Below are 21,933 nucleotides of genomic sequence, written 5' to 3' on the forward strand. Positions count from 1 at the left end.
AAACGATACCTCATCCAGGTCTAGCACCCGCAGGAGTAGGCTGCCGATCTTTTGCATGCAAGTGTCTTTTACCGCTGTTTCCCTTGACGCAACAATCGCCTATGCACACATTCATAGGAATGCGGAGATTTTTGTGAATAGCATCGTAGGTTCCATCGGCAACGCCTCGCCCCTCATCGCGAATGCGTCCCCCATGATCGACCCGTTCGGCCGGGCTGTCACCTACTTGCGCGTTTCCGTGACCGACCGTTGCGATTTCCGCTGCACCTATTGCATGGCGGAAAATATGACCTTCCTGCCGAAAAAGGACCTGTTGACGCTCGAAGAGCTCAATCGTCTCTGTTCAGCCTTCATCGCCAAGGGTGTCCGCAGGATACGCCTGACCGGCGGCGAGCCGCTCGTGCGCAAGAACATCATGTTCCTGGTGCGCGAGCTTGGGCGCCACGTCATGGCCGGCACGCTGGACGAGCTGACCATTACCACTAACGGCTCGCAGCTCGCCCGCCACGCGCAGGAACTTTACGATTGCGGTGTTCGCCGCATCAACGTCTCGCTCGACACCCTTGACGCCGACAAGTTCCACGCAATCACCCGCTGGGGCGACATGTCGAAAGTCATGGAAGGCATCGAAGCTGCGCAGAAGGCTGGATTGAAGGTCAAGCTCAACACCGTGGCTCTCAAGGACTTCAACGAGGCCGAGATGCCGGAAATCCTAAGGTTCGCCCATGGCCGCGGCATGGACCTCACCGTCATCGAGACCATGCCGATGGGCGAGATCGACGAGGACCGCACCGACCAATATCTGCCGCTGTCGAAATTGCGCGCCGATCTGGAAAAGCAGTTCACGCTCACAGAGAGCACCTACGCGACCGGCGGACCGGCAAGATACGTGACCGTCGCCGAGACCGGCGGCAGGCTCGGCTTCATCACCCCGTTGACCCATAATTTCTGCGAGAGCTGCAATCGCGTGCGCGTCACCTGCACCGGCACGCTCTATATGTGCCTCGGCCAGAACGACGCCGCCGACTTGCGCTCGACGCTGCGCGCCTCCGAAGACAACGCCCTTGTCAACGCAGCGATCGACGAAGCCATCACCCGCAAGCCTAGGGGGCACGACTTCATCATCGACCGCACCCATAATCGCCCCGCCGTCGCCCGCCACATGAGCGTCACCGGCGGGTGACTTGGGGCGGAGGGATAGCCTGAACTGGCGAAAACTATCTTGCGAAACGTTTGCCGATCGGGATAGGGGGGAGCCTAGTGGCTCCGCCCCTCCCACACCACCCGGCATGCGAGGCGAGATCTCCCTAGATAAGAACGCACTCCTTCCCTGCACGACCGCCGGATTTACGCTGCCGCCCCTTGGTCACAAGAGCTTTCGCGGTTCGTTGCCCGCTCGCCCTGGTCGGCATCGCCTCAGATCCGGTTCTTGTCCATCGGCCCGCAGGTTCGATCGACGCTTCCTCCGCACGGTCGGTCACCCTTCCGCAGTTGCGCTTCACTTCACTTGCCATGACCAGCTTACGGTGGGACTTGTACCCACAACAGCGCACACATGGTGGGCGCACATTGAAAAGGCCGGGCGAAAACCCGGCCTTTGTTAGTTGCAGCAACAGCCTGAGACGATCAAGCAGCCCTGTAATCGTAGCCCCGATAATCCGCGTCGCTCTCGCCATCGCCCGTGCGGAAACGATCGATCTTCTCGGCAAGCAGGTCGACGCGCTGGCGCAGGCCGTGGATCTCGGCGTTGCTTTCCTCGACCATCGCAGCATTCTTCTGCGTGATCAGCTCGACCTGGTTGACGGCATGGGTGACTTCGGCGATGCCGGTCGACTGTTCTGCGGTTGCGGCCGATATCTCGGAGACGAGCTTCTGGACGCCGGTGACGTGGTTGATGATCTGGCTCAGCGCCGAGCCTGTCTGTTCGACAAGCAGCACACCGTTGCGGACCTGGGCCGAGCTTGCCGAAATCAGCCCCTTGATCTCCTTTGCTGCATTGGCGCAGCGCTGCGCCAGTTCGCGGACTTCCTGGGCGACAACGGCAAATCCGCGACCAGCCTCGCCTGCCCGCGCCGCCTCGACACCGGCGTTGAGAGCCAAAAGATTGGTCTGGAAGGCAATCTCGTCGATGACGCTGATGATGTTGCTGATCTTCTCCGAGGAACGATTGATTTCGCTCATCGCGCCGACCGCCTTGGCGACAACGTCGCCAGACTGCGTCGCGTAAGCCTGGGTCTCGTTGACGGTGACTGCGGTCTGTTTGGCGCGTTCGGCCGTCGAGCCCACGACGGAACTCAAATGCCGGAGCGCGCGTGAGCTTTGTTCCAGTGCTGCCGCCTGCTGTTCGGTGCGGCGTGCGAGATCATCGGCGGAGCTTGCAAGGTTCCCCGTGCCGCCCTTGATCTCCTCAGCCGTGGTGCGCACGTCGGCCAACGTCTCTCTCAGCGCCTGGATCGCGTGATTATAGGTGAAGGCCATGTCGATGAAGTCGGCCGACAGATCCTCGCGCATCTCGTCCTCGAGATTGCCCTCGGCAAGCTTGCTCAAGACATCCGCAAGTGCTGTCAGCGCCTGCTTCTGCTCGGATTCAATCCGCGCGCGCTCGGCGCCGCGACGCTCCGCATCCTCTGCCGACACGGCACGCGCCGTTTCCGCCTCACGCTCCAGCCGGACATTTTCAACTGCGGCATCCCGGAAGACGCTGACCGAGCGGACCATATCGCCGATCTCGTCGCGCCGGTTGCGCCCGTCGATCGCGACCTCCAGATCACCGCTCGCTAGCCTCGTCATGATTTCCGTTACGCGCTTCAGCGGCGCACGAAGCGCCTCGACGAGCATCAGCCCACCGGCAATCGCCAGCAGCGTCCCGAGGATCATCACGAAGACGGAGACATTTGCCGAACGGGTGCTGTCTTCCTTGCCGATTTCCTGCGCCTGGGCAACGAAGGTGCGCAGCGATGCCATGGCGTCGGCGAGCAGGGCATTGGATTCAACACGCGTCTTCTTCCAGTCCGCAGCCGATTGCATCATGTCAGCGGAAGCCTTTTCGAGGCCGACGCTGAGTGGTTGGTTATGAGGAGCGAAGTCGCGCATTGTGCTGTTCGTCTGGCCGAGCGCGGTGATCTTGGTGCCTGCATCCATCAGATCCTTGAGATCGGCAAGCACGGTGGCGCGCGAAGCATCGTCGCGCAGGTTGACCATGCGGCTCTCATGCAACTGGAGGCGATCGATCAGCCGCAGGGCCTGATCGACATATCCGAGCAGCTCCTTCTGACCATCGATGATCTTGTCGAGGCTGACGAAGCGATCAGCCGCCATATCGCTGTTCTTGGTCGCCTGCAGCGACATGTCGCCTTCACTCTTTACGAATGCCTGCAGCAGCGGTCCGAAATTCTGCACCTTCTGATCGGCGCTGTCGCTGCTTTTCAGGATCGCATCGAATTTGTTAGCAGCATCGGCAACCCCGGCAAGCAGCGGAGCACCGCGCTTGGAGACGAGAGCTTGGGAAACGGTCAGCTGCTTCAAAATCGCATCGAGATAGAGCCGCGCATCGGTTATTTCTTCATTCGAATCGGCCGACATCTGCACCTGCACACGCAGCTTGCCCATCTTGTCGATCAGGCCCTTGAAGGCGGATGAATCGTAGAGCAGCTCCTTGGCGAATGTTTCCTTGTCGCCAAAATCCTTGCGGATGATGTCGATCTGCTTTGCCGCCGCCTGTCCGTTCGCTTCGATCCCCTGCACCGCCTTGGCAATGTTGTCGATGCTTCCGTCCTGCTTCTGCTTGAGCGCCCAGAGCGCTTTTGCCTGGGTCCGCATCTTTGCGGCAAGCGCGCCGACGGTGGCCACCTTCTGGCGCTGCTCATCGGTCGACAGCAACCCGTTCAGCCGCTGCGCGCCGTCTTCCTGCGCATCGATCTTCTCAGCCAGCGCCTTGCGCGTTTCCTCGGTCGGCGCCGTTGTGAATTCCTGGAGTGCTGCCTGCAGATTTTCGAAGTCGCTGATGTTGCCGATCGTCGCCCGCGTCACGGTCATGTGCCCGTTGAGGATGTTGGCGGTGTGGTAGCCAAGCAGGCCGACACCGGCGATGAGGACGACCAATGGAACAACAAAGATCAGGACCTTCGTAACGATACGACGACCTTGCAACAGACGATCGATGGAAAACATGCCGCGCCCCAATGGATTGGTCAAACCTGATGTCCGGCTTTGGCAGGATGCACATTCCTGTCGCGCTTCGGTCGAAGTTTTCGCGTCATGCAAAACTAAACCTAAACCTCGGGAAATAAGATTGAATAACAATTAATTTCGAGCATAAAAGCATGTAATTGCATCATAAATTTGTAGAATTCGGCCGCCTTCACCACCATAAGACGCCGCCACCCAGCGTCACTCAACCAATATTACAAGATAAAACCGAATTTGATCGCCGCGGCGACCGCGGTGTTTTCAATTCATGCCAATCCGCAGTAGATCACGACACGATAGAACTCGGGAATCTCTTCATGACATTGACGAACAACCAGCGCGGCGCGCTCTACATGGCCGTCGGCATGGCGGCTTTTTCGAGCGGGGATGCCCTGTCCAAGTCCGTTATTCCTGTCATGAACGCCGGCGAAATCATGTTGCTGCGCGGCCTGATCACCAGCGCGCTCGTCTATGTCATGGCGCGAAGGGTCGGCGCGCTTCGCTCGTGGCGCGTTATCTTGCAGCCGATGATCCTGCTGCGAGTGATCTGCGAGGCGGGAGCGGCAGTGACCTATATCACCGCGCTTGGGATGATGCCGATCGCCAATGCCTCGGCCATCCTGCAGGCGATCCCACTTGCAGTCACCCTCGGCGCGGCGCTCTTCCTCAAGGAGCCGGTCGGCTGGCGGCGCTGGTCGGCGATCGTCGTCGGCTTCATCGGCGTGCTGATCATCATCCGTCCCGGCCCGGATGGCTTCACCCAGGCGGCCCTGCTTGTCGTCGCCAGCATGTTCATCACCGCGGCCCGCGATCTGGCGACGCGTTGCGTGGATAAGGATGTCCCTTCGCTGATGATCACCGTCTGCACGGCCATATCGGTCTCGGTCATCGGCGGGCTCTGCATCCTGCCTTTCGGCGGGTGGAAGCCTGTCAGCATGACCTCATTCTCGCACATAGCGCTTGCCGGCGTCACCGTGCTCGTCGGCTATCAGTCCGTCATCCAGGCCATGCGCACCGGCGAAATCTCGGTTGTTGCGCCCTTGCGCTATCTCAGCCTGATCTTCTCGGCCCTGCTCGGCATGATCTTCTTTGCAGAAATGCCTGACGTCTGGACCGGCATCGGCTCTACCATTGTCATTGCATCGGGACTCTATACCTTCTACCGCGAGAGCCGGCGGGCTCACGCCAACAAGGTGGCGTTGGAAGCGGCAACGCGGGTCCCCGCCTGAGACGAGAAAGTGACCGTGCCCAAGGCAGACCAGAAGACGATCCCGGGCATCATCCTCGCCGGCGGCCGCTCCACCAGGATGGGAAGCAACAAGGCGCTGGCGGAGCTCGGCGGAGAAAAGCTGCTGACGCGCATCAAGGCCCGGATCGCGCCGCAAGTATCGGCCCTTGCGCTCAACGCCGATCCGGATTGGCCACTGCCGATGGGGCTGAGGCTTGTTCCGGACATTCTTTTCGACAAGGCTGGACCGCTTGCCGGCGTGCTGGCCGCATTGCGCGACGTGGCTGCAACTCACCCGCTGGCGACACATCTGGTGACGGTGCCGACCGACAGTCCGTTTTTCCCGCGAGACTTGGTCGCGCAGCTGGCGGGCTCGCTCAATGAAGCGCAGAATGTCGCCATCGCCGTGTCGCAAGGTCGCGATCATCCCGTCTTCGGCCTGTGGCCGCTGGCAATCGCCGACGACCTTGAAAGCTGGCTTCTAACGGACGAAAAGCACCGGATTCGCGATTTCCTTGCAAGACATCCGGTGAGGAAAGTCGAATTTGCGATGATCGAAACGACCCGAGGCCTGCTAGATCCATTCTTCAACATCAACACGCCGGATGACCTGGCGCAGGCCGAACAATGGCTGAAGGTACTCCCCCGATGACCGCACCAAAGATCTTTGGAATTGCCGGCTGGAAGAACTCCGGAAAGACTGGCCTTGCCGTTCGCCTCGTCACCGAGTTCACCGGCCGTGGCTACCGCATCTCCACTATCAAGCATGCGCATCATGATTTCGATATCGACAAGGTCGGCGCCGACAGCTTCCGCCATCGTGAGGCCGGTGCCCACGAGGTCGCCCTCGTCTCCGAAACCCGATATGCCATCATGCACGAGATGCGCGGCGCACCGGAGCCCTCCTTCATGGAAATCCTGGCGCGGCTCGCTCCCTGCGATCTGATATTGATCGAGGGATACAAGCGCGAGCCGATCCCGAAAATTGAGGCGCGACGGATCGCCGCTGCAAACCGCGAACCCTTGGCGCCGCACGATCCCTACATCGTGGCGATCGCCGCCGATCACGCCATCGAAGACACTGGGCTGCCGGTCTTCGACCTCGACGACACATTGGCCATCGCCGATTTCATCGCCGCAAAAGTCGGCCTTTCGCCGCCGCAAGGCTCCTAGTCATCGTCATCTTCGATATCGGGTTTGGCATCAGCATGCGTTCATTGCGCATGGACGTGACCTTAATTGGAGAGCCATCATAGGAATATAGGAATAAGTTGAGGAGGTAGTCGCCTGCCACCCGAGTTCTGTTCCCTGCGACTTGAAAAGGCCGCCGGTTTCCCGACGGCCCTTGCCATTTTTGCTCTGAACCGCGCCTAGTTACGTGATGCGACAGGGCGAACCAGCGCCGTCACGCGCCGTATCGTCACTCGCCGGTTCTGCTGTTCCGGACCATCGGTCTGCACCTTCAGGTACTGCTCGCCATATCCCTGCGATGCCAGGTTCTCCGGCGGGATGCCGTAGACGTCGGTGAGGACGTTTGCGACCGATTCGGCGCGCTTGTCCGACAGGACAAGGTTGCTCTGCGGCGTGCCGACGGCATCCGTATGGCCCTCGATCAGGAAGGTCTCCGTCGGGTCCTTCTTGATGATGTTGCCCATCGCTTCGGCGATGCCGCGCATCGTCTTTGCCTGTACCATCGGAATGTCGGCACTACCCGTGGCGAAGGTGATCGTATCGAGATCGATACGGCGCACCTTGTCGCGGATACGGGCGGAGTAGCGCACCTCGTTCAGCGAATAGATCCGCTCCACCGGCTCGACCGGCGGCTGGCGCAGGAAGTCGTAGTAGTCCCGGTTCTCGTCCTCGCTCGTATCGATGATGTACTGGTTGACGGGAATACGCAGGCGCATCGGCGGCAGATCGTCGCCCGGATCGCGGTAATAGTCGTCCTGGTTGGGCTGGTTTTCCAGCTCGGGCGAATAGAACAGCACATATTCCCGCCCGCGGGCATCGATGCGAGACCGCTGAATAATGTCGCCGTAGCGATTGCGCACGGTGACGATGCGATCACCATCGGGGCGATCGATCGTTTCCCGATAGCGATCGCGGGCCAGCTGCTCGTAGCTCGGACGTTCGCCATCGCGCGTGAAGCGCTGCGTATCATCGTGGCGGACGAAGACTTCATCGCCGAAGTTGATGATCAGGCGATTGTCCTGGTTGTTCTCGATCCGGGCACCGTCAGGTGCCGCGAAATTCGGCCGCTGATCCATGCGTTGCCCCCGCTCGCTAGTAACCGCTTCGATCTTGACGGCGGGTGCCTGGACCCCGCCCGAAGCGCGCTGCGCATCGGCATCCGAGGTCGGTGCGCGGACGTTAGCGGCTGCGGCGGGTTGAGGAGCGGCCTGGCCTGCGGGTACGGGTTGTACGGCCTGCCCCGTTGAAGCCGCGGCAGGCTGCCCGGCCTTTGTCGGTTGACCCTGGCCATTGCCCTGATGATGCCCGCGTCGAGCAGCATCCTTATCGCTGTCGAGGACGGCGGTGCCGTTCTGCACCGGCAGAATGACCGGCCCGGCTCCCGGGCTTGCAGCCGGGTTTTCGGCGATCTTCTTGCGACGCTCGAGTTCCTGCGGCGAGACCGTCTCTCCGCCTGCTGGAGCAGGCGTGGCCTGCTGGGCGGCGTTGACGGCCGGGGCAGCGCCGTTTGCGGGTGCGGTGGCAGGAGGGTTGGCGGCATTTACCGGCGCGGCAGGAACCGGAGCCTTGCCGGGAGCCTGGGCAGCATCCGGCTGCTTGGCTGGCGCTGGCTTTTCGCCCGGCGTTGCCGGCTGGCCCTCGGCCTGCGTCTTCGGCGCAGCGGGCTTTTCAGCCGCTGGAGCCGCGGCTGGCTGCTCGCCCTGCTGTTGCTTGGCAGGCTCCTTGGCCCCTTCGGCCTTCGGTGCCGGCTTCTCGGTCGCCGGAGCTGCCTGCTGTTCGGCGGGCTGCTTCTGCGCCGGCTTTTCAGCCGGCTGTGCGGGGGCTGCCGGAGCGGCTGGGACAACGGCTGCAGGCGCTGCGGGCTCGGCCGTCTGGTCCTGCGGCTTGTGATGTTTCTTCGGCTGGCCTTCGGGCTGCGTCGGAGCGGCTGGTTCGGCAGCAGGAGCAGCCGGTTGCTCGGCAGCGGCGGCCTTCGGCTTTGGAGCGGCCTCTGGAGCCGGTGCCGGCGCGGCTGCCGGTGCCTGTTCGGCCGCTTTCTCATGCTTCTTGGGCTTGGCTTCCGGAGCCGGTTCTGCGGGTGCGGCCTGGGGCGCTGCGGCCGCCTTCGGTTTCGGTGCGGCTTCAGGCTGCGCGGCGGGAGCCTCGACAGCAGCCTTGGGCTTCGGGGCAGCCTGAGGTTCGGCGGCAGGCGCAGGCTTCGGAGCTTCTTGCTTCGGCGCCTCTGCCTTCGGGGCCTCTACCTTGGGAGCTTCCTGCTTGGGAGGCTTCGGAGCTTGGGGCTCGGCAGCAGGCGCGTGCTTCTCGGGTTTCGGTTCCGGTTGGGCCTGACCCTCCTCGGCCTTCTTTTTCTTGAGGAGTTCCTGTTCGACCTGGGCGGGATCCGGCGCTGCCTGCTGGGCAACCTCAATGGAGCCGGCATCACCGGCCTGTCCGGCGTTGACGGTGCTTACGCTGCCCTGTTGATAGAGGGCCGCATTGGCAGGTTGGAGCATCAATGATAGCGATAGCAGGGGAAAGGCTGCGCTGGCGAACAATCTGGATCTGTTACCCATGGGTCTCCTCATTGAATTCTTTTTCCATCACGTCGCGAATCCGGACGGCACCGGGGTATCGCGGCAGAACGGGGCCAATTTGCGTTCGAGCCTGGGCAATTACGCGTCAGGCTCGCCTTTGTTCCCAAGGTCTTAGGAAACTTGGAATTAACCCGCTATGAACGCTCCGACAGGGTTGCGTTCAGCTTGCGGACACCAGCCGCGATTTGCGCCCCGAATTTGTGCCCCAAATTGTGCATCGCATCATCGCTTCGTAATTCCAGTTGCAATTTCCTTGAAAAGAGCAAAATTATCGGAGCCGGGGCGAGCCAAGAGCAGTCCCGCACAGCCGCGCACGGAAAACAACAACACCGCGCGGTACCAACAGAGAGGACCCACATGCGTAACTCCACCCGTTTCTTCGCCGCTGCCTCACTCGCCGCAATGTCTCTATTGTCAGGCGTCGCCATGGCTGCCGGTGACACATTGGTCATCGGCACCGATGCCACCTATCCGCCCTTCGAATCGCTCGACGCCGCCGGCAAGTTCCAAGGCTTCGACATCGATATAGCCAATGCTCTTTGCGACCAGATGAAGGTGAAGTGCTCCTTCGTCAATCAGGACTTCGACGGCATCATTCCTGCGTTGCAAGCCAAGAAATTCGACGCCATCGTCTCCTCCATGTCGATCACGCCTGAGCGCTTAAAGAGCGTCGACTTCACCAGCAAAATCTACAACACGCCTCCGGCCATTGCCGTGCCGAAGGATTCGACTGCGACAGAGGCGACCGATGCCGGCCTTAAGGGCAAGACGATCGGCGCGCAGTCTTCGACAACCCACGCCAACTACGCGACAGCACATCTGAAGGACGTCGAGCTGAAGCTTTACCCGACGGCTGACGAGTACAAGCTCGACATCGCAAACGGCCGCATTGACGCTGTCATCGACGACGTCGTCGTTCTGTCGGAATGGGTTGCCTCCGATGCCGGCAAGTGCTGCAAGATGCTCGGCACCCTACCGACCGACAAGGTCATCAACGGCGAGGGCGCCGGTATCGCCGTTCGCCAGGGTGATCCGCTAAAGGACAAGTTCAACGCGGCCATCGCAGCGATCCGTGCTGACGGCACCTACAAGAAAATTCAGGACAAATATTTCAACTTCGACGTTTACGGCGACTGAGAACCTGTTGTTTTCTCCGATGGAATATGATGGCGGAAGACTTGCTCTTCCGCCATTTTTGTTGAACTGTTGCAGCAACATCAAAGCGGCAGAAAGTCGCCAAGGGGAATAATTGGTATGAGCGGATTGTTTTCCGCGCTTGGCTCGTTCTGGGACTGGCTGAGCACTATTCTTGATCCGATGTGCGGCCCTGCCGGCATCTTTACCCTGTTCGGCTCCAACACCATTCTTGCCTGCGGCGATACCGGCTGGGGCGACGAAATTGCGCTCGGGCTCAAGGTCACGATCGTCGTTGCCGTCGCCACTCTGCCGGTCGGCCTCGTCATCGGCTTCATCGTCGCGCTCGGCCAGCAATCGGCGGAAAAGTCGGTGCGCCTTGCCGCCGCCATCTACACCACGATCTTTCGCGGTCTGCCCGAGCTGCTGACGCTGTTCATCGTCTATTACGGAATGCAGATATTGATCCAATCGGCGTTGGCGGCGATCGGCTATCAGGGCCGCGTGGAGATCAACGCGTTCGTCGCCGGTATGCTCGCCTTATCAGTCGTCTTTTCTGCATACTGCGCCGAAGTGCTGCTTTCGGCCTTTCGCGCAATCCCCAAGGGGCAATACGAGGCAGGTGATTCGCTTGGCCTCCATCGCACCGGCACGATGAGGCTGATCGTATTGCCGCAATTGATCCGCATAGCACTGCCGGGCCTTGGGAATCTCTGGATGAATCTCCTGAAGGACACATCCTACGTCTCGATCATCGGCCTCTCCGACATCCTGCGCCAGACCGGCGTCGCCGTCCGCGTCACCAAGGACGCATTCTTCTTTTATACGCTGGCCTGCATTCTCTATCTGTTGCTGGCCGTAATCTCGTCGATCGGCCTCGGCTTCATAGACCGCTGGACCAAGCGCGCGGAGGTTCGCCGATGAGTTACGCTGAAGCCCTGATCCCGGCTCAACCTGCTCCGCCGGAATTGATGAAGAAGGTGACAACGGCGCGTATCGTCGGCCATTTCGTCGTCGGCCTTTGGATATTGCTCGGCCTGGCACTGCTGGCGATGATGATTACCAACTGGGACAACGAGAAATTCTTCAAGTTCGGGCCGCGTTATCTGCACGGACTTATGACTACGCTTGAGCTCGTCGCTTTTTCAGTGGTGTTCGGCGCCCTGCTGTCCGTGCCGCTTGCCTTCGCCCGCATGTCCAAAAACCCCTTTTTCAGCGGCTTTGCCTATGTTTACGTCTACATCTTCCGCGGCACGCCCCTGCTGGCACAATTGTTCCTCGTCTATTACGGCCTCGGAAGTTTTCGTCCACAGCTGCAGTCGGTCGACCTCTGGTGGTTTTTCCGCGAGGCCTGGTATTGCGGTCTTCTTTCCATGACCTTGAACACTGCCGCATACCAGACGGAGATCCTGCGCGGCGCCATTGAAAGCGTCCATCGGGGCCAGCACGAAGCAGCCTCCTCGCTCGGCATCCACAAGATCGTCGCCTTTTACAAAGTCATCCTGCCGCAGGCGCTGATCGTCGCGCTGCGCCCATACGGCAACGAAATCATCCTGCTGATCAAGGGCTCGGCCGTCGTCGCCATCATCACCGTTTTCGATCTGATGGGCGAGACGCGATACGCCTTTTCGCAGACCTACGACTACCAGACATACCTCTGGGCGGCGATCTTCTACCTGTCGATCGTCGAAGCGTTGCGTCATCTCTGGGCCTGGTTCGAGGCGCGGCTCACGCGCCACTTGAAGCGTTGAGCCCTTGCGCCGGAACTCTAGCAGCACTCGACGAGGCGCGCTGCTAACATATTGATTTCCGTAATAAAATTTCCACTTATGACGGAATTGTAAATGCTGGGTTAAGCATGACATGTTTACATTTGGGATGACCATCAGTGATCATCGGGGAACCCCTCGGCGATCCACGGTCATCCGTAAGGTGGAACAGAAAGCGAGACCCCATGCACAAGGAAATGGAACTGCAACTGAAAGGCTATGGACTGACGACGGCACAGATCTTCTATCGACTGCCAGACCATCCCGCAATCCTCCAGACCTATCTCTGGCAGGAATACGACCTGGCCCCGAATTTTCCCGAAATGTACGGATTCCTGAAATTCTGGCAGGAGAAACTCGACGGTCCTCTGCACTCCGTCCGCTACGTTCATCGCAAGCTGATTTCCGCTACCGACTGGCGGGCGCTGAAAGGCGAATTCATCCTGAACTGAAATAGCGGTTGCGGCGCCTTTTGCCTCGGCATAAAAGGCCCGCATGAAAAAGAAAATCGACGAAGACGCGCTCGCGGAAGCCTATAACCGCGCACTGGCGCTGGAAAAAGCCGGCGACATCGATGCAGCCGTCGAGGCTTACAGCGATGTACTCGCCATCGACCCGGAAGATCATGGCGGCGCCGCCGTTCGCATCGCCTCGATGGGCCGCGGCGAAACGCCGTCGAAGGCGCCCGACGCCTATGTCGAAACCCTGTTCGATCAACATGCTGAAGTTTTCGAGGACGTGCTCGTCGAGCAACTCGGCTACCACGTGCCAATGCTGGTGCGCCAGCGTCTGCAGGCGCTAGGCCTCGGCCCCTTCAAGCGGCTGCTCGATCTTGGCTGCGGCACCGGCCTGACGGGCGGCACGCTTCGCGACATCGTCGCCGACATGACCGGGATCGACATCTCCGAAAAGATGGTCGAAGTCGCCCACGAAAAAGACGTCTACGAGACGCTCTATGTCGCCGAGGTCGAGGATTTCCTCGAGGACAACGACGAGGGAGCCTTCGACATCATCACCGCCACCGACGTGCTGCCTTATCTTGGCGCCCTCGAGCCGCTATTCTTCGGCGCCGCGGAAAATCTCCAAGCCGGCGGCCTCTTTATCTTCTCCTCCGAGACGCTGCCCGACGAAACGATGGCTGGACGCCCCTACGTGGTCGGCCCGCATCAAAGGTTCGCCCATGCCGAAGGCTACATCCGCGAACGCCTGACCGCCACTGGCTTCGACCCCCTCGAAATCACCGACATCAACGTCCGTATGCAGGACGGCGAGCCGACACCGGGGCATCTGGTGATCGCTCGGCTGCGTTAGTCTCGCCCAGGCAACTAGGACAACCGTCCCGCGCCAAGAATAGCCGCCAACAACTTTCCCTCGAGTTCCGCCAGCGCCGGGTTGCCGTGGCGGCGGGGGTGTGGATGGGGAACGAGGATGTCGAGCACGATGCGGCCTTCGTCGAGGACAACGACGCGGTCGGCAAGATGTACCGCTTCGCTGACGTCGTGGGTCACCAGCACTGCGGTGAAGCCGAGTTCGCGCCAGACGCGGTTGAGCAGTCCTTGCATACTGATGCGCGTCAGGGCGTCGAGCGCGCCGAGCGGCTCGTCCAGCGCCAATAAGCCGGGCTTGCTGACCAGCGCCCGGGCGAGCGCCACGCGCTGCCTCTGGCCGCCGGACAGTTGCGCTGGCCAATCGCCCGCCTTTTCGGAGAGCTGCACTTCGGAAAGCACGGACAGGGCCTTCGCCCTGCCCGCAAGGTTCGAGACACCTTCGCCAAGGCCCACCGCGACATTGTCCGCCGCCGAAAGCCAAGGCAGTAACCGCGGCTCCTGGAAGACGATGCGTGCGTTCGGTGTCTGCGATCCGTCGGCGCTCTGAAAGCTCAGGCTCCCTGCTGTCGGCTCGTCGAGCCCTAACAGGATACGCAGCAGTGTGCTCTTGCCGCAGCCGCTCTTGCCGATGATGGCAACGAACTGGCCGGCCGGGATATCGAGGTCGATGCCCCGCAGCACCCGGTTGGCGCCGAAATCTTTTTCGAGACCCCTGACACGGATAGTGGCAGCGCCCGCTGCTATAGCCCGATCATCCACCGGTGCATCATTGATTTCGACAGCGAGGAAACGCTCGTGGGCAACAACGTTCATCATCTCGTCCTCAATGTTGATAGACCGGGTTCCAGCGGAGCGCCCTGCGTTCCAGAGCCCTGGCCACGACGTCGGCCAGCTTGCCGAGCACGGCGTAGATAACCAGCGACAGGACAACCACGTCGGTCATCATGAACTCGCGGGCATTGTTGGCCATATGGCCGATGCCGGAAGAGGCGGCGATCGATTCGGATACGATCAGCGTCAGCCACATGATACCGAGCGCATAGCGCAGGCCGACGAAGATCGAGGGCAGTGCGCCGGGAAAGATCACTTTGCGAAACAGGGTCCAGTTGCCCATGCCGTAGACACGGCCCATCTCGATCAGGTCGCGGTCGACATTGCGAACGCCATGATAGGTGTTGAGATAGACGGGAAAGAGGACGCCGAGCGAAGTCAGGAACAGCTTCGATTCCTCGCCAATGCCGAACCAGAGGATAACAAGCGGTATCATCGCCAGATGCGGAATGGTCCGCAGCATCTGCAGCGTCGTGTCGGTCAGCCGCTCGGACTGTCTCGACACGCCATTGGCGATGCCGAGCAGAAAGCCGATCGCCCCGCCGACAAAGAGGCCGGCCACCGCGCGACCGGCGCTGACGACGATATCCCTCGGCAACTGGCCCGAGATCGTCGTCTGCCAGAAAGCGAGAACGACGTCGGCAGGCGACGGCATGATCCGCGAGGAAATCCACCCCGCCGACGATCCGATCTGCCAGGCCGCCACGATGAGCACGGGCACGAGATAGGGCAGCAACCGCTCCGCCAAAGTCGAAGCTGATCCGGCTGCGGCAGCGGGGCCGCCGGAGGACCTTGCAATAGCCGTTCCGGTACTTGATCTGGCCAGGACTTTGCTCCGCGCCAACGATGCGTCGAATGCCGCCATGGACTAATCTCCTCTTGTTCTAGCCCGTCAGGATCCGGAGACGATCTTCAGATTGCCGCCATGGCTGCCGCCGGCAAACACCTGCCTGCCGCCAAACTCGTTGTCGAAATTCGAGCGTTGCTCCTTGCGCGAAAGTCCGAGTTCCGGAAACAGTAGCTCGGCGACGCGATAAGCCTCTTCCAGATGCGGATAGCCCGAGCCGATTACGGTCTCGATGCCGATTTCCTGATATTCGCGCAGCCGTGCCGCGACGGTCTTTGGAGACCCGACAAGCGCCGTGCCGGCGCCGGCGCGCACCAGCCCAACGCCCGCCCAGAGGTTGGGAGAGACTTCAAGCTTGTCGCGACGGCCGCCGTGCAGCGCCGCCATGCGCCTTTGGCCGACGGAATCGGACTCCTTGACGAAACGCTCCTGCGCCTCGCTGATCGTCTTGTCGTCGAGATGGGAGATCAGGCGATCGGCCGCAGCCCAAGCCTCGTCATCGGTCTCGCGAACGATGAAATGCAGGCGAATCCCGAAGCTGACCTTGCGGCCCTTGGCAGCCGCGGCAGCCCGGACCTTCTCGACCTTTTCGGCGACCTGGGCCGGCGGCTCGCCCCAGGTAAGATATTTGTCGACCCTGCCGACGGAGAAATCTATGCCCGCGTCCGACGAACCGCCGAAATAGAGCGGCGGGCGCGGCGACTGCACCGGCGGCAAGCCGAGGCGCGCGCCGGTGGCCTTGATGTACTTGCCGTCCAGCGTGGAAGTGCCCTTCTCCAGCAGCTCCTCGAAGACGGTAAAGAATTCGTCTGCGTGGGCGTAGCGTTCGTCATGGGCAAGGAAGATGCCGTCGCCGGCAAGCTCCGCCGGGCTGCCGCCAACGACGATGTTGAGCAGCAGGCGACCGTTGGACACGCGATCGAGCGTCGAGGCGAGGCGGGCATAGTAGGCCGGCGAAGCCGTACCCGGGCGGATGGCCACCAGGAACTGCAGCTTCTGCGTATGGGCGGCAAGCACCGCGGCCGTTACGAAGGATTCCTCACATGAAACTCCGGTCGGCAACAGCACTCCGGAGAAACCTAGCCGATCGACGGCCTGGGCGATCTGCTGGAGATAGCCGATGTCTGTGCTCCGGTTCAGCTCAGCCGAGCCGAGATAGGTGCCGTCGCCGGAGGTCGGGATGAACCACAGGAAGTCGATGGGTTTGGAAGTCGCGGTCATGGCAATTGTCCTGTTACCGTATTCGAGGAGATCAGCTTGCTTTCGGATGCCAGACGATATCGCTGACATTCAGCTTCTTCGGAACGATGCCGAGGCTGTGGAAATCGTCGGCGAGCGCCTGCTGATAGGCAAGCGCCTCAGGCGGTACGAGCGACACTTTGCCAAGGTCGGCCTGGCTGCGGGTCAAGGTCACGCGCGTGATAGCGGCGGGAACGCCAGTGATCTCAGATAGCGATTTGACGGTGCCGTCCAGATCGGCCTGTGCGGCCTTCCCCACCTTCGAAAGCTCGTCGATCACGTCAGCGATCAACTCGGGGTTCTTCGCCGTGAAGGCGCCGTTGCCGAGGAAGTAGCCCCAATTGTCGAGGATGCCTTCGGACGTGGTCAGCACCCGCGTCTGCGGATCGGTCTCCGCCACGGCGAAGAACGGATCCCATATAGCCCAGGCATCGATGCTGCCGTTCTTGAAGGCCGCCGCCGCATCGGGCGGCGAAAGGTCGATCTCGGTGATATCCGACACCGCAAGTCCCGCCTTGCGCAGCGCCTTCACCGCGAAGTTATGGGCACTGGAGCCGCGCTTGTAGCCAACCTTCTTGCCCTCTAGGTCTTCGATTTTCCAAAAGGGCGCATCCTTGTGAACCAGCAGGCCATGAAAAGCCGCCGGCCCCTTATAGGCGCCGACATAAAGCAGGTCACCGCCGGCTGCCTGCGCAAACAGCGGCGGCACGTCGCCGCTGATGCCGAAATCCAGGGCGCCGGCACCAACGGCCTCCAGCAGCGGCGGCCCCGATGTGAACTCGTTCCACTCGATGGTCACGCCCTTTTCGGCGAAGCGCTTTTCAAGCGCGCCGGTACTCTTGGCAAGCGCCACCACACCGAACTTCTGCCAGCCGATCCTGAGCGTCGGCCCGGTCGCCGCCCGAGCGCCTCGCACCTGCGGCAGCAGCGCAACGGAGGCCCCGGCGCCGATTAATACAAGTGTCTGTCTGCGAGTGATCATCAGAACCCCTTCTGGCGTGCCGAGGCTCCGCTTGCAGAGCCCATCCCTTCAGTTTCAGCAGGCTCAAGGCCGCTCTTGAAGGCGATAGTGGCATAGCCAAGAGAATATATCGACAATAGAGATTTTCTATTCTTCTTAGCCGCGCGGAATATTTTTGCGGAGACCGGGGGCCTGGCATCATGTTTCGAGCGCAAGTGAACCGCCGAGAGTATCAGCTCGCCTTGGGTCTCCAGACGATGTCGTTGACATCAAGCTTTTTCGGCACGATTCCCAACTGGTAGAATTCGTCGGCCAGCCCCTGTTGATAGGCAATGGCGGCGTCTGTGATCGTCGAAACGCTGCCGAGGTCAGATCCTGGTCGGCTCAATGTTATGCGCGTCACCTCGGCCGATACGCCGGTGATCTCCGACAACGCTGTGATGGTCTCGTCGAGGTGACCTTGCGCGGCGACACCGACCTTGTGCAACTCATCGATCGTATCGGAGACGACCTGCGGGTTGGACTTGGTGAAATCGCCATTGCCAAGGAAAAAACTGTAGCTATCGACGATCCCCCGCGCCGTCGAGAGAACGCGCGTATTCGGGTCGCCCTCCACGATGGCCAGATAGGGATCCCAGATCGACCAGGCATCAATGGCGCCTGTCTTGAACGCCGCAGCCGCGTCAGGCGGGGAAAGATCGATGGCCTCGACGTCGCTTGGCGTAAGCCCGCCCTTGCGCAGCGCCTTGACGGTAACATTATGCGCACTCGAGCCACGCTTGAATGCCAGCTTCTTGCCTTTCAGATCAGCAAACGAACGGATTGGCGCATCCCTGTGGACCACAATGGCGGAAGCGTCCGGACTGCCCACATAGAGCCCGACATAGACGAGATTGCCGTTCGCGGCCTGGGCGAACAATGGCGGCACGTCGCCGGTTGCGCCAAAGTCGAGCGCGCCGGCGCCTAGCGCCTCAAGTAACGGCGGACCTGACGTAAACTCAGACCATTCGATCGAAACGCCCTGCCCCGCCAGCCGCTTTTCAAGTGCGCCCTTCCGTTTTGCAAGTGCCAGCACGCCGTTCTTCTGCCAGCCGATCCGAAGTGTGGTTGCCGCTGCCGCTTGGGCCGGCCGCAAGGAAGGAAGCGCCGAAGAGGCAGCGACTGCGCCGAGGAGCCCGAGCGTCTGTCTGCGCGAAATCATGGGAGTTCCTTTTCCATAAGCTGGTGAAACGACTGTCCGTGTCGATAATAATGGCAAATCTACCAATTATATCGACAATATATTTTGTTGTGCGGCGCGCCGTTGCGAATTGCAATTCCCCGAAACGGGGCGATTGGGGAATTCTCTTTCCGGCAGGTCCACAGCGAGCCACCGAAGCATCAAAACACCCTTTCCCCTCTTTCGCCTTTCCGCTAAGCCTCGAAGCCGAGTTTCAAAAGGGGTCTACAAATGGCTAAAGTCGCGTTCATCGGCATGGGCGTCATGGGCTATCCCATGGCAGGACATCTCGCGGTCAAGGGCGGCCACGACGTTACCGTCTACAATCGCACCGCTGCCAAGGCCGAAGCCTGGGTGAAGCAATATGGCGGCAAGTCCGGGCAAACTCCGGCGGCAGCGGCCGACGGCGCTGAATTCGTCTTTACCTGCGTCGGAAACGACGACGACCTCAGATTCGTGACCATCGGCAAGGATGGCGTTATTGGCGCCATGACGCCAGGCGCTATCCTGATCGACAACACGACCGCCAGCGCGGAGGTCGCCCGCGAACTTTCTGCAGCGGCCGCGGCAGGGGGCTGCGGCTTCATCGATGCCCCGGTATCCGGCGGCCAGGCCGGCGCGGAAAATGGCGTGCTGACCGTGATGTGCGGTGGCGACGAGACCACCTTTGAAAAAGCAAGACCCGTGATCGACGCCTATGCAAGAATGGTCGGCCTGATGGGCGCAGTCGGCGCTGGCCAATTGACGAAGATGATCAACCAGATCTGCATCGCCGGCCTCGTCCAGGGTCTGGCGGAAGGCATCCATTTCGGCAAGCAGGCGGGTCTCGATATCGACAAGGTGGTCGAGGTGATCTCGAAGGGTGCGGCCGGCTCTTGGCAGATGGAGAACCGTCACAAAACAATGAATGCCGGAAAATATGACTTCGGCTTCGCTGTCGACTGGATGCGCAAGGATCTTGACATCGTGCTGACCGAGGCCCGTCGCAATGGCGCAAAACTCCCCGTCACCGCCCTCGTCGATCAGTTCTACGGCGACGTCCAGGCCATGGGCGGCCGCCGCTGGGACACCTCTTCGCTGCTGGCGCGACTGGACAGGAAATAGTTGCAGGCTCGTATAGCCTTCTAAGTTGGGCTGGCTGTTCAACAATCCGGAGGATCGCTTTAGCTGGTCCGACGTTGCCGGGTTCGACATGACGAAGATACTCGACGATCCGCTGACCCACAGCCCCGCGTTGATGTATATTTTTCACGGCCTTGACGAATTGCTCGACGGCCATCCGATCCTGATCTTCCTCGACGAAGGCTGGCGGCGACCGGACGACGTCATATTCGCGGCCTTCATGCGAGCCGCACTTCGAGCTCATTCGGTACTACGATCGGCCGAAACGGTTCACGGGGAGAAGGCTCAAGATCCCCACAGGGCGGAGCCTTCCACATGCCGGCATCGTCCGCCGGCCAACAGCGATCGGCCTGCGAGATCAGCGAAACGCTAGTCCGCGATATCCAGGACCGCAACCTCGCTATCAACCGCCAAACGCGCAACTGATGAGGGCGAGGATCGGCGAACCCTCAATCCTCGTGAGATTTCGCGTTTTCCATGTTCATGTAGTCGAGCGGCAGTTGCGTCGAATACTTGATCTGCTCCATCGCAAAAACCGAGGAAACGTCGCGGATTTCGATCTTGGCGATCATTCGCTTGTAGAAGGCGTCGTAGGCGGCAATGTCGGGCACGACGACGCGGAGCAGATAATCCACATCGCCGCTCATGCGATAGAATTCCACCACTTCGGGAAACTCGGAAACGACCTCGGAAAAACGTTTCAGCCATTCGATCGAGTGGCTGCTGGTGCGGATGGACACGAAGACCGTGACTTTGGTGTTGACCTTGACCGGGTCGAGCAGCGCCACGCGGCCGCGGATGACGCCATCTTCTTCCATCTTCTGGATGCGGCGCCAACAAGGCGTGGTCGACAGACCGACCTTCTTGGCAAGATCGGCCACTGCCAGCGTTGAATCTTCTTGCAAAAGCCGCAGTATCTTCCTGTCGAGACGGTCCATTTCCAATGTCCTTTCGAAATATATTCTCTATATAACGCGATTCCGGCAAACGAGAAGAAACTTGTTTCAAGAAACCAGGATTTTTACACGTTTTTGCAACACCGGCAAAAGCTCCGCGTCAAACCAGGGATTTCGCTTCAGCCAACCGCTATTGCGCCAGCTGGGATGGGGCAGAGGCAGCATCGCCGGCGACTGGTTGGTCAGGAGATAGCGGCGCCACTGCGCAACGGTCTCCGTCATCGACGGCATTTGTGCCGAGGCGAGATGCCAAGCCTGCGCATATTGCCCGATCGTGAGGATAAGCTCGACCTGCGGCATCGCGGCCAGAACATGCTGACGCCAAAGCGGGGCGCATTCGCGACGCGGCGGCAAATCGCTTCCCTTTGCGTCGTAGCCCGGAAAGCAGAAGCCCATCGGAACGATCGCGAACCGGTCGGCATTGTAGAAGCTCTCCCGGTCAGTTCCCAGCCATTGCCGCAAACGGTCCCCCGACGCATCGTCGAACGGCCTGCCGCTGCCATGGACTCGAAGGCCCGGCGCCTGGCCCGCAATGAGGACCCGCGCCTTTGCCGACAGGACAACCACGGGACGCGGCTCATGCGGCAGCCGATGTTCCAGCCCCCGCGCCGGCGCATCGCGACAGATCCTGCACGCGGCGATGTCCTGTCTCAGCCCCTGCAGAACGATTTCGCGCTCGGCCTCCGTCGCAATCATCAATCCCACCCTGCCAGATGACGGATGAAATCGACCGCCTTTTTCAGCGGATCGGAACCTTGAGCCCGCTGCGCCTCCTGCTCGCGTCGAAACTCCTGCGGTCGCTCGAAACTGCCTGCCCACATACCCGCCTGCGCCACGCGAGCCTCATTCTCCTCGGACCTATAGCTGCCGAAGGACGCCGCCATTCCCCTCCGGACCATCTCGCCGTTGAGATCGGCGCCTTTCATCCGGCAAGTGACGAGAAGGCGGTTATAGCCGTCGCGATCATTGCCCCGGCACTCGGCCGATCCGCCTTGCAAGAGCTTAACGAGCAACGCCCTGGCCTGTTGCCCGCAGGGAAAAGCTGCGCCGTCGCGCTCGCATTGCTGCCGATATTCCGGCGCATCGATACCGAGCAGCCTTAAACGCTCGCCGTTGCGCATCAGGCTGTCGCCATCGACAACGTTAAAGTCGCCGGATAGAATGGCTTGCGGTCGATTGTTCAAGATCGCTGCGAACAAGGCTATCAGCGCCAGAAGCGCAAATGCCGCTATTTTATCGCGATAAAGGCGACCGGATCGCGTCACGTTTCTGCCTCCTTAAACAACAAATCCTTCGCAAAGATGGCAAATAGATTGTTGCCACCGCAGCATTTCTTAACGATTGGCG

21 protein-coding genes are annotated in these 21,933 nt (G+C 60.8%); 11 read left to right on the plus strand and 10 right to left on the minus strand.

All coding sequences use genetic code 11. The features are described 5' to 3' along the window. The first annotated feature begins 193 nt into the window (after window positions 1-193). Entirely contained in the window at window positions 194-1,183 is a 990-nt protein-coding gene (moaA, locus tag AB4Z52_RS06460; protein ID WP_442217287.1) for a GTP 3',8-cyclase MoaA, read from the plus strand. A 443-nt stretch (window positions 1,184-1,626) separates the two neighbouring features. Here moaA and AB4Z52_RS06465 read toward each other — a convergent pair whose 3' ends face one another. Next, window positions 1,627-4,170, minus strand: a complete 2,544-nt coding sequence (locus AB4Z52_RS06465; RefSeq protein WP_442217084.1) for a methyl-accepting chemotaxis protein — start codon at window positions 4,168-4,170, stop codon at window positions 1,627-1,629. 335 nt (window positions 4,171-4,505) lie between these two features. Between AB4Z52_RS06465 and AB4Z52_RS06470 the strand changes: the two genes are divergently transcribed. From AB4Z52_RS06470 to mobB, 3 genes are read left to right on the plus strand one after another with little or no spacing between them, the layout of a single operon-like run. After that, on the plus strand, window positions 4,506-5,417 hold the full coding sequence (locus tag AB4Z52_RS06470; RefSeq protein WP_442217085.1) for a DMT family transporter: 912 nt from the start codon (window positions 4,506-4,508) through the stop codon (window positions 5,415-5,417). 9 nt (window positions 5,418-5,426) lie between these two features. Further along, window positions 5,427-6,068, plus strand: a complete 642-nt coding sequence (mobA, locus tag AB4Z52_RS06475; protein WP_442217086.1) for a molybdenum cofactor guanylyltransferase MobA — start codon at window positions 5,427-5,429, stop codon at window positions 6,066-6,068. Next, window positions 6,065-6,589: a molybdopterin-guanine dinucleotide biosynthesis protein B gene (gene mobB, locus AB4Z52_RS06480; RefSeq protein WP_442217087.1), complete on the plus strand. Its 525-nt coding sequence runs from the start codon at window positions 6,065-6,067 to the stop codon at window positions 6,587-6,589. The genes mobA and mobB overlap by 4 nt, the downstream gene beginning before the upstream one ends. Window positions 6,590-6,786: 197 nt before the next feature. Here the strand turns inward: mobB and AB4Z52_RS06485 are convergent, their stop codons facing one another. After that, the gene (locus tag AB4Z52_RS06485; RefSeq protein WP_442217088.1) at window positions 6,787-9,159 is read right to left on the minus strand and encodes an OmpA family protein; all 2,373 of its coding nucleotides are present in this window, start codon (window positions 9,157-9,159) and stop codon (window positions 6,787-6,789) included. A 378-nt stretch (window positions 9,160-9,537) separates the two neighbouring features. On the opposite strand from AB4Z52_RS06485, the gene AB4Z52_RS06490 reads away from it, so the two are divergent. The 5 genes from AB4Z52_RS06490 (at window position 9,538) to AB4Z52_RS06510 (ending at window position 13,394) form a co-directional block, all read left to right on the plus strand. After that, on the plus strand, window positions 9,538-10,317 hold the full coding sequence (locus tag AB4Z52_RS06490; RefSeq protein WP_442217089.1) for a transporter substrate-binding domain-containing protein: 780 nt from the start codon (window positions 9,538-9,540) through the stop codon (window positions 10,315-10,317). Window positions 10,318-10,434: 117 nt separating this feature from the next. Continuing rightward, complete coding sequence (locus tag AB4Z52_RS06495; protein ID WP_442217090.1) at window positions 10,435-11,238, plus strand: ABC transporter permease; 804 nt, start codon at window positions 10,435-10,437, stop codon at window positions 11,236-11,238. Beyond that, window positions 11,235-12,065 (plus strand): ABC transporter permease, encoded by an 831-nt coding sequence (locus AB4Z52_RS06500; RefSeq protein ID WP_442217091.1) that lies wholly within the window; start codon window positions 11,235-11,237, stop codon window positions 12,063-12,065. Before AB4Z52_RS06495 ends, AB4Z52_RS06500 begins: the two co-directional genes overlap by 4 nt. A gap of 203 nt (window positions 12,066-12,268) precedes the next feature. Further along, entirely contained in the window at window positions 12,269-12,535 is a 267-nt protein-coding gene (locus AB4Z52_RS06505) for an usg protein (RefSeq protein ID WP_442217092.1), read from the plus strand. Window positions 12,536-12,578: 43 nt separating this feature from the next. After that, window positions 12,579-13,394 (plus strand): methyltransferase domain-containing protein, encoded by an 816-nt coding sequence (locus tag AB4Z52_RS06510; RefSeq protein ID WP_442217093.1) that lies wholly within the window; start codon window positions 12,579-12,581, stop codon window positions 13,392-13,394. Window positions 13,395-13,408: 14 nt separating this feature from the next. On the opposite strand, the gene AB4Z52_RS06515 is transcribed toward AB4Z52_RS06510, so the two are convergent. The 5 genes from AB4Z52_RS06515 to AB4Z52_RS06535 form a co-directional block, all read right to left on the minus strand. Then, window positions 13,409-14,224: an ABC transporter ATP-binding protein gene (locus AB4Z52_RS06515; RefSeq protein WP_442217094.1), complete on the minus strand. Its 816-nt coding sequence runs from the start codon at window positions 14,222-14,224 to the stop codon at window positions 13,409-13,411. A gap of 10 nt (window positions 14,225-14,234) precedes the next feature. Then, window positions 14,235-15,107 carry an aliphatic sulfonate ABC transporter permease SsuC gene (ssuC, locus tag AB4Z52_RS06520; protein WP_442217095.1) on the minus strand — a complete coding sequence of 291 codons (873 nt, stop codon included), beginning with the start codon at window positions 15,105-15,107 and terminating at the stop codon, window positions 14,235-14,237. A 27-nt stretch (window positions 15,108-15,134) separates the two neighbouring features. After that, window positions 15,135-16,310 carry an FMNH2-dependent alkanesulfonate monooxygenase gene (gene ssuD, locus AB4Z52_RS06525; RefSeq protein WP_442217096.1) on the minus strand — a complete coding sequence of 392 codons (1,176 nt, stop codon included), beginning with the start codon at window positions 16,308-16,310 and terminating at the stop codon, window positions 15,135-15,137. Between the two features lie 31 nt (window positions 16,311-16,341). Continuing rightward, on the minus strand, window positions 16,342-17,310 hold the full coding sequence (locus tag AB4Z52_RS06530) for an aliphatic sulfonate ABC transporter substrate-binding protein (protein WP_442217097.1): 969 nt from the start codon (window positions 17,308-17,310) through the stop codon (window positions 16,342-16,344). 211 nt (window positions 17,311-17,521) lie between these two features. After that, window positions 17,522-18,490 (minus strand): aliphatic sulfonate ABC transporter substrate-binding protein, encoded by a 969-nt coding sequence (locus AB4Z52_RS06535; RefSeq protein ID WP_442217098.1) that lies wholly within the window; start codon window positions 18,488-18,490, stop codon window positions 17,522-17,524. Between the two features lie 249 nt (window positions 18,491-18,739). Here AB4Z52_RS06535 and AB4Z52_RS06540 point away from each other — a divergent pair, with 249 nt between their 5' ends. Next, complete coding sequence (locus tag AB4Z52_RS06540; RefSeq protein ID WP_442217099.1) at window positions 18,740-19,612, plus strand: NAD(P)-dependent oxidoreductase; 873 nt, start codon at window positions 18,740-18,742, stop codon at window positions 19,610-19,612. A gap of 88 nt (window positions 19,613-19,700) precedes the next feature. Continuing rightward, on the plus strand, window positions 19,701-20,003 hold the full coding sequence (locus tag AB4Z52_RS06545; RefSeq protein WP_442217100.1) for a hypothetical protein: 303 nt from the start codon (window positions 19,701-19,703) through the stop codon (window positions 20,001-20,003). 76 nt (window positions 20,004-20,079) lie between these two features. On the opposite strand, the gene AB4Z52_RS06550 is transcribed toward AB4Z52_RS06545, so the two are convergent. The 3 genes from AB4Z52_RS06550 to AB4Z52_RS06560 all read right to left on the minus strand — a co-directional run bounded on the left by AB4Z52_RS06550 (window position 20,080) and on the right by AB4Z52_RS06560 (window position 21,851). Continuing rightward, window positions 20,080-20,568, minus strand: a complete 489-nt coding sequence (locus tag AB4Z52_RS06550; protein WP_442217101.1) for an Lrp/AsnC family transcriptional regulator — start codon at window positions 20,566-20,568, stop codon at window positions 20,080-20,082. Window positions 20,569-20,634: 66 nt separating this feature from the next. Further along, complete coding sequence (locus AB4Z52_RS06555; RefSeq protein WP_442217102.1) at window positions 20,635-21,282, minus strand: uracil-DNA glycosylase family protein; 648 nt, start codon at window positions 21,280-21,282, stop codon at window positions 20,635-20,637. Next, a complete protein-coding gene (locus AB4Z52_RS06560; RefSeq protein ID WP_442217103.1) occupies window positions 21,282-21,851 on the minus strand; it encodes a thermonuclease family protein in 570 nt (189 codons plus the stop codon). Before AB4Z52_RS06560 ends, AB4Z52_RS06555 begins: the two co-directional genes overlap by 1 nt. Window positions 21,852-21,933 lie beyond the last annotated feature (82 nt).

Origin of the sequence: Rhizobium sp. 2YAF20 (assembly GCF_052114685.1) — a bacterium.
Classification (GTDB): Bacteria; Pseudomonadota; Alphaproteobacteria; order Rhizobiales; family Rhizobiaceae; genus Rhizobium.